The 6,818-nt window shown below is 66.6% G+C and carries 8 protein-coding genes; 5 read left to right on the top strand and 3 right to left on the bottom strand.

The window, feature by feature from the left end:
* Position 1 precedes the first annotated feature (1 nt).
* The 3 genes from AC1DRP_RS33550 to AC1DRP_RS33540 all read left to right on the top strand — a co-directional run bounded on the left by AC1DRP_RS33550 (position 2) and on the right by AC1DRP_RS33540 (position 3,595).
* Positions 2-1,519, top strand: a complete 1,518-nt coding sequence (locus tag AC1DRP_RS33550) for a helicase HerA-like domain-containing protein (RefSeq protein WP_476770782.1) — start codon at positions 2-4, stop codon at positions 1,517-1,519.
* A gap of 115 nt (positions 1,520-1,634) precedes the next feature.
* Positions 1,635-3,017, top strand: coding sequence for a dipeptidase (locus tag AC1DRP_RS33545; RefSeq protein WP_476770781.1), 1,383 nt, complete (start codon positions 1,635-1,637; stop codon positions 3,015-3,017).
* Positions 3,014-3,595, top strand: a complete 582-nt coding sequence (locus AC1DRP_RS33540; protein WP_069877270.1) for an LOG family protein — start codon at positions 3,014-3,016, stop codon at positions 3,593-3,595. Before AC1DRP_RS33545 ends, AC1DRP_RS33540 begins: the two co-directional genes overlap by 4 nt.
* Positions 3,596-3,740: 145 nt before the next feature.
* Here AC1DRP_RS33540 and AC1DRP_RS33535 read toward each other — a convergent pair whose 3' ends face one another.
* The 3 genes from AC1DRP_RS33535 to AC1DRP_RS33525 all read right to left on the bottom strand — a co-directional run bounded on the left by AC1DRP_RS33535 (position 3,741) and on the right by AC1DRP_RS33525 (position 5,714).
* Positions 3,741-4,583, bottom strand: coding sequence for a S1 family peptidase (locus AC1DRP_RS33535; RefSeq protein WP_476770780.1), 843 nt, complete (start codon positions 4,581-4,583; stop codon positions 3,741-3,743).
* Between the two features lie 63 nt (positions 4,584-4,646).
* Positions 4,647-5,426: a S1 family peptidase gene (locus tag AC1DRP_RS33530; RefSeq protein WP_476770779.1), complete on the bottom strand. Its 780-nt coding sequence runs from the start codon at positions 5,424-5,426 to the stop codon at positions 4,647-4,649.
* Positions 5,427-5,525: 99 nt separating this feature from the next.
* A complete protein-coding gene (locus tag AC1DRP_RS33525; protein WP_441506615.1) occupies positions 5,526-5,714 on the bottom strand; it encodes a hypothetical protein in 189 nt (62 codons plus the stop codon).
* Positions 5,715-5,742: 28 nt separating this feature from the next.
* On the opposite strand from AC1DRP_RS33525, the gene AC1DRP_RS33520 reads away from it, so the two are divergent.
* Together AC1DRP_RS33520 and AC1DRP_RS33515 are read left to right on the top strand one after the other, a co-directional pair.
* Positions 5,743-6,063 (top strand): PepSY domain-containing protein, encoded by a 321-nt coding sequence (locus AC1DRP_RS33520; protein ID WP_069877267.1) that lies wholly within the window; start codon positions 5,743-5,745, stop codon positions 6,061-6,063.
* Positions 6,064-6,122: 59 nt separating this feature from the next.
* Complete coding sequence (locus tag AC1DRP_RS33515; RefSeq protein WP_043241156.1) at positions 6,123-6,791, top strand: response regulator transcription factor; 669 nt, start codon at positions 6,123-6,125, stop codon at positions 6,789-6,791.
* The last annotated feature ends 27 nt before the right edge of the window (positions 6,792-6,818 follow it).

The raw sequence follows: 6,818 nt of genomic DNA, 5'->3' as shown, positions 1-6,818 counted from the left end.
GATCGGCAAGAGCTGGAAGCCCGAATCGCTCCTGCTCAAGCTTGCCAATCGTCATGGCCTGATCACCGGCGCAACCGGCACCGGCAAGACGGTGACATTGCAGGTTCTGGCCGAAGGCTTTGCGCGCCACGGCGTTCCCGTCTTTGCAGCCGACATCAAGGGCGATTTGTCCGGTGTTGCCGCGCCGGGCGATTCGAAGCCACCCTTCCTCAAGCGCGCCGAGGAGATCGGCGTGACGTACCAGCCCGACCAGTTCACCACCGTATTCTGGGACGTGTTCGGCGAGCAGGGTCACCCTGTCCGCGCCACCATCTCGGAAATGGGGCCGCTGCTGCTCTCGCGCCTGCTTGATCTCAACGACACGCAGGAAGGCGTGCTCAACATCGCCTTCCGCATCGCCGACGAACAGAAGCTGCTGCTGCTCGACCTCAAGGACCTGCGCGCGATCCTCGCCTTCATCGCCGAGAACGCGCAGTCGCTGACGACGAAATACGGCAATGTTACCGCGCAGTCGGTCGGGACGATCCAGCGCGCCTTGCTGGTGCTGGAAAACCAGAAGGGCGATCTGTTCTTCGGCGAGCCGGCGCTCGACATCAACGACCTGATGCGGACCGACCGCGACGGGCGCGGCATCATCAACATGCTCGCGGCCGACAAGCTGATGGCCAATCCGCGGCTCTATGCCACCTTCCTGCTCTGGCTGCTCTCGGAGCTGTTCGAGCAGCTGCCGGAGGTCGGCGATCTCGACAAGCCGAAGCTGGTCTTCTTCTTCGACGAGGCTCACCTGCTCTTCAACGGCGCGCCGAAGGCGTTGCTGACGGCGGTCGAGCAGGTCGTCAGGCTGATCCGCTCGAAAGGTGTCGGCGTCTACTTCGTCACGCAGAACCCGCTCGATATCCCCGATACGGTTCTGGCCCAGCTCGGCAACCGCGTGCAGCACGCGCTGCGCGCCTTCACGCCGCGGGATCAGAAGGCGGTCAAGGCGGCCGCCGAAACCTTCCGCCAGAACCCCAAGTTCAAGACCGAGGAAGCGATCACCCAGCTTGCGGTCGGCGAGGCTCTGACCTCGACGCTGGAGGGCAAGGGCACGCCGACCATGGTCGAGCGCACGCTGATCGCCCCGCCCATGGCACAGGTCGGTCCGGTTTCGCCGCAGGAGCGGGCCCAGTGCATGCGCGATTCCGGCTTTGCCGGGAAATACGACGCCATGATCGACCGCGAGTCGGCCTATGAAGAGCTGATGAAGCGCAAGGGCCTGAACGGCGATGGCTCGCCGGTCGAGGCGTCGACTGGCGGCGGCGGCATCATGGATACGATCGGTGGCTGGCTCGGCGACGCCGTCGGCAATGGCGAGCGGCCGAAGACCGGTCCGGGCAGCCGTGGCGGGCGGCTGCCGCCCAGCATGACGGAAAAGATCATTACGTCGGCAGCCCGTTCGGCCGCCTCGACGATGGGGCGTCAGATCGGCTCGGCGATCCTGCGTGGAGTACTCGGCTCGATGATGGGCGGGCGCAAATAGCCGGCGACGCGGGGCAGCCATGCCGGCCGGCCTGCTGGCGCCGGCCCCGTGGCTTGTCATGATGATGCAACCTAAAATCCGCTCATGCCTTGAGCCCATAGTGAGATCGAGCGACATGCCCAAGCTTCCTGCGATTCTCTCTCGCCTCGATGCCGAACTGGATGCCTCGCTGGCCCGGTTGGCGTCGTGGATCGCGATACCGTCGATCGCCACCGATCCGGCCTATGCCGCCGATAGCCGCCGCGCCGCGGAATGGCTGCGGGACGATCTCGAATCGCTCGGCTTCAAGGCCTCGCTGCGCGAAACGCCCGGCCAGCCGATCGTCGTCGGCCATCGGCCCAAGCCTGGTGCGCCGCATGTGCTGTTCTATGGCCATTACGACGTCCAGCCGGTCGACCCGTTGAACCTGTGGGAGAGCGACCCCTTCAAGCCCGTGGTCAAGGAGATCGCGCCCGGCCGCAAGGTCATCACGGGGCGCGGAGCCTGTGACGACAAGGGCCAGGTGATGACCTTCATCGAGGCCTTGCGGGCGACGCTGAAGGAAACCGGCGACCTGCCGGTCGGCATCACCATCCTGGTGGAGGGCGAGGAGGAGTCCGGCTCTCCGAATCTGCCGTCCTTCGTCTCGGCGAATGCCGAGGAGCTGAAGGCCGATGTGGCGCTGATCTGCGACACCGGCATGTGGGACCGGGAAACGCCGGCCATCACCGCCTCGCTRCGCGGGCTGGTCTATCAGGAGGTGACGATCACCTGCGCCGACCGCGACCTGCATTCGGGCCTGTTCGGTGGCGCCGCCGCCAATCCGATCCATGTGCTCTCACGCATCGTCGCGGCGCTCCACGACGAGACCGGGCGGATCACCATTCCCGGCTTCTATGACGGGGTCGAGGAACCGACCGCCGAGCAGAAGGCGGATTGGCAGGCGCTCGGCCTGACCGAAGCGGAATTCCTCGGGGGGATCGGCCTGAAGCACTCGATCGGGGAGAAGGGGCGGATGCTGATCGAGCAGATCCAGTCGCGCCCGACCTGCGACGTCAACGGCATCTGGGGCGGCTATATCGGCGAAGGCACCAAGACGGTGATCGCGGCCAAGGCTTCGGCCAAGATCTCCTTCCGCCTCGTCGGCAAGCAGGATCCGCAGAAGATCGCGGCCGCCTTCCAGGCCTTTGTGCGGGCGCGACTGCCGGCGGATGTCACGGCCGAGTTCGTAGCGCATGGCGCCTCGCCGGCGATCGCCGTTCCCGTCGATTCGCCGGCCCTGCTCAAGGCGCAGGCCGCGCTGACCGAGGAATGGGGCCGCAAGGCGGTGACCATCGGCTCGGGTGGCTCGATCCCGGTCGCCGGGGACTTCAAGCGCACGCTCGGCATGGACACTCTGCTCGTCGGCTTCGGTCTCGATGATGACCGCGTTCACTCGCCGAACGAGAAATACGACCTCTCTTCCTTCCACAAGGGCCAGCGTTCCTGGGCCCGCATCCTGCAGGCGCTGGGCGCATGAAATCGGTTTGTATCTTTTGCGGCTCCAACCCGGGCAATGACGAGGTCTACGCCGCCGGCGCCCGGGCCATGGGCGCCGAGATCGCCAGGCGCGGGCTGACGCTCGTCTATGGCGGCGGTGCTGTCGGTCTCATGGGCACCGTTGCCAATGCGGCGCTCGCGGCCGGAGGCGAGGTCCACGGCATCATCCCGCGCGCGCTCCGCGAAAAGGAGATCGGCCATAATGGGCTGACCCGGCTCGAAGTGGTCGACACCATGCACACGCGCAAGGCGAGGATGGCCGAACTCTCGGATGGCTTCATCGCGATGCCGGGCGGCATTGGCACCTTCGAGGAGATTTTCGAGATCTGGACCTGGGGCCAGCTCGGCATTCACACCAAACCACTCGGCTTCCTGAATATCGGCGGCTTCTACGATCCGCTCGCGACTTTCCTGGACAACACGGTTGAGGCCGGCTTCCTGAAGCAGAACCACCGCGCCATGGCCATGACGGATACCGAGCCGGCGACCCTGCTCGAAAGGATGGATCAATATGTTCCGTCCGCGACGTTCAAATGGGTGGAGAAGGAGGAGACCTGAGTCTCCTTCAACCGCCGCGCTTCCCCGTGGTCTGCCCTCTGCAGCCCGGCTCGGGCGTTCCCGGCCGGGTTGTGAACCTCTCGCGTCGCGCGGCCCTGCCGACGCGAGCGGACGGAGTTCCCCCGCCTGAGCCGCCGGGTTCGGCTCAGCGGCTGAACCACCAGCTATAGCTGGCGCGCGGCGCGACCGGGGCCTCCTGGCGCCCGCCTTCGCCTAGCGCCAGAAGCCGGCCGCTGGCCTCGGTGATCCAGGATCGGTGCTCGCTGATCGGCGTAATGGCGGTGAAACCGCCGCAAATCCGTCTGACGCGCGAATTCAGCGGGCCGCTCGACCAACTGACGATGCCGACCAGATCCCGCGAGGCCGCCGAGYCKCGCAGGACGGGGCCGCCGGAATCGCCACGGCAGGCACCTGCGCCAGGCGTCTCGCCCAGTGCCTGCGTGTCGACCGCGACCTTCACTGTGTTCGACGTCGTGTAGTTGCCGGCATTGACGAGCGGCGTCTCGCGCAGCCGCCGCGCGGTGCGCTTGTTGTTCTCGGACGAGAGGCCATAGCCTGCCATCGTCACGGTCTCGCCCTGCCAGAGACCGCTGCCCAGCGAGAGTGGTTCGATATCGGCGGGAAGGGGAGAGGCGAGCCTGAGAACGGCGAGATCGGTCCCGGGCTGGGTGCGCGGCGTGGTGCCGGGAACGAAGCTCGGATGCGGCAGGACCCCGATCACCGGGTGGCTGCGCTCGCGAAAGCGCGTATCCAGGCTCACCACACGGACGGCCCCACCGCCCATCAGGCAGTGCGCCGCGGTCAGGACGAGTTCAGGCGCGATCGCCGCGCCGGAACAGAGCTCGCCGCGGCTGGTCTCGACCCTGACCGTCCACGCGCGCGGGCCATCGAGCCCTCGCGAAGGAGCGCCACCGACGACGGCCGCTGCCGGGGAGGCTGCCGCGCAAAGTGCTGCGGCAAGGGCAAGGATCGGAGCACGAGACATCATGAAGCAACCGCCGGGTTCACATTGCCACTCTATGGCCTGTTTCGAGCCAGTCCAGTGTTTCGATCAGCGATCGGTTGTCCAGGATGCGCTCTCGCCCCATTGCGACAAGGTGCGGTCGATCCAGTTTCGCTGCGGCGCGACGAGAACGCCCTGGCTGAGCAGGCCGCAATTCTTGCCCTTCGGACCAGTGGACCAGCTTGTCACGGCGATAACGCCGTCACTACCCTGCCAGATCGGGCCGCCGGAATCGCCCTGGCAGGCGCCGGCGCCGGGACGACTGCCCGCACCAGCAGGATCTGCCGCCCAGAGCAGGATCTTGCCTGGGCCATAGGGCTCGACCGTCGCCAGAGTGGCGGAGCGGTAGGTGCCGGTGGTGCGGGCCTCTCCCTCCCGGGAGACCCCATAGCCCGCAAGCGTTATCTCCGAACCGGCGCGCGGAAGGCCGCCGTCGATCAAGGCAGCGGGCGAGAAGCGCGACGGGAGCGGTGCGGAGAGGCGCACCAGGGCGAGATCAATCGAGCGGCGCCGCGCCGTGATCGCCTTCGCATCKAAGCCGGGATGGAACGAGACCGTGGCAGGGGCGATCAGCACCGGTTCGCCGCTGCCGTCCTTCCAGTGGATGCGCAGCTCGACGCCGCCATCGGCGCAATGGGCCGCGGTCAGGATCGTTCGCGGTGACAGGACGATCCCGGAGCAGACGCCGCCGCGCGCATTGAGAACCATCAGCGTCGACGCGGCAGACGGTCCGCCGTCGCGTCCGCCGAGCACGGCCAGGGCAGGCGTTGCCGCCAGAATCGCCGCGAGCGCGAGCCCGCCAGGGCCAATCGAACCTCTGACGCTCATCTGATCTCCTCTCCTCGTGTGCTGGGAGCGATAGCGCGTCGAACCGCATAATTGAACCTGGAATCGGAGCCGGCGGCTGACGCTGGAGGGTCTTGTTCGTCAGGCCAGCCAGCGGCGCGCGCGGCCGGCGAGGTGCGGAAATGCCGGACTCCGCGAGACGGGCGTCTGCAAACCGAGATTGAGATCGCCGATGCTCAGATCCGCAAGGTTGTGGGCAAGGGGCAGGAATGGCGTGGACGGCTGGCGGTGCACTGGCATATCCTGACGATACGCGAGCCGCCCATTCATGGCGTGTTCAGTTGCTCGGGATTAGCGAATGTCGATGATGCCCGTCGAAACGATCTTCGCCCTGACACTGCTTGCCCAGCCCCTCCCGATTGTCACGATCGACAGCCAGGAGCCCATCTCCTGCCTGTCGGCGGACGAGATGCGCGAGGCGGTGTCGGATGGGCGGGTGATCCAGCCGGCCCAGGCCTCCAGGCATGCGCGCAACGCCGCGCCGGGCGAGGTCGTCCGTATCAGGCTGTGTCGCCAGGGCGATGATTTCGTCTATGTTGTAACGACGTTGAAGCGCGACGGTCGCGTGGCCCGGGTGACGCTCGAGGGCCAGTCCGGCAAGGTCTCAACCATTCGCTGAGCGGCAGCCTTCAGGCGAAGGCATCCGGCCCCGGGACATCAAGACAGGAGTGAGCCGACGTGAGACTGCTCGTCGTCGAGGACGACAAGGACCTCAATCGCCAGATCGTGACCGCGCTGGAGAATGCCGGCTATGCCGTCGACAAGGCGTTCGACGGCGAGGAGGGCCTCTATCTCGGAGAGACCGAACCCTATGATGCAGTGATCCTCGATCTCGGCCTGCCGAAGGTCGATGGCGTGACTGTGCTCCAGGGTTGGCGCCGGGCCGAGAAGACCATGCCGGTACTGATTCTGACTGCACGGGATCGCTGGAGCGACAAGGTCTCGGGCTTCGATGCGGGCGCCGACGACTATGTCGTCAAGCCGTTCCATATCGAGGAACTGCTGGCCCGCGTCCGGGCGCTGCTGCGCCGCGCAGCCGGCCATGCCACCTCGGAGCTGACCTGCGGCCCGGTGCGGCTCGACACGCGCGCCAGCCGGGTCGTCGTCGACGGCAATCCGGTCAAGCTCACCTCGCACGAGTACCGGCTGCTGGCCTATCTGATGCATCATCAGGGGCGTGTCGTCTCGCGTACCGAGCTGGTCGAGCATCTCTACGATCAGGATTTCGACCGGGACTCCAACACCATCGAGGTTTTCGTCGGCCGTCTCCGCAAGAAGCTCGGCGTCGAGATCATCGAGACCGTCCGTGGGCTTGGCTACATCGCCGCTGCGCCTGCCAAGGTCTGACGACGGTCCATGCCGGGCAAATCGCAT

This window comes from Allobosea sp. 01N443 (assembly GCF_056399325.1).
This window is presented reverse-complemented; position numbering and strand designations above follow the sequence as displayed.

Bases quoted from the DNA above. Each gene is read 5' to 3' on its own strand.
- AC1DRP_RS33540 (WP_069877270.1), top strand. From the start codon at position 3,014: ATGAAATCGGTTTGTATCTTTTGCGGCTCCAACCCGGGCAATGACGAG.
- AC1DRP_RS33525 (WP_441506615.1), bottom strand. From the start codon at position 5,714: ATGAATGGGCGGCTCGCGTATCGTCAGGATATGCCAGTGCACCGCCAG.
- AC1DRP_RS33520 (WP_069877267.1), top strand. From the start codon at position 5,743: ATGTCGATGATGCCCGTCGAAACGATCTTCGCCCTGACACTGCTTGCC.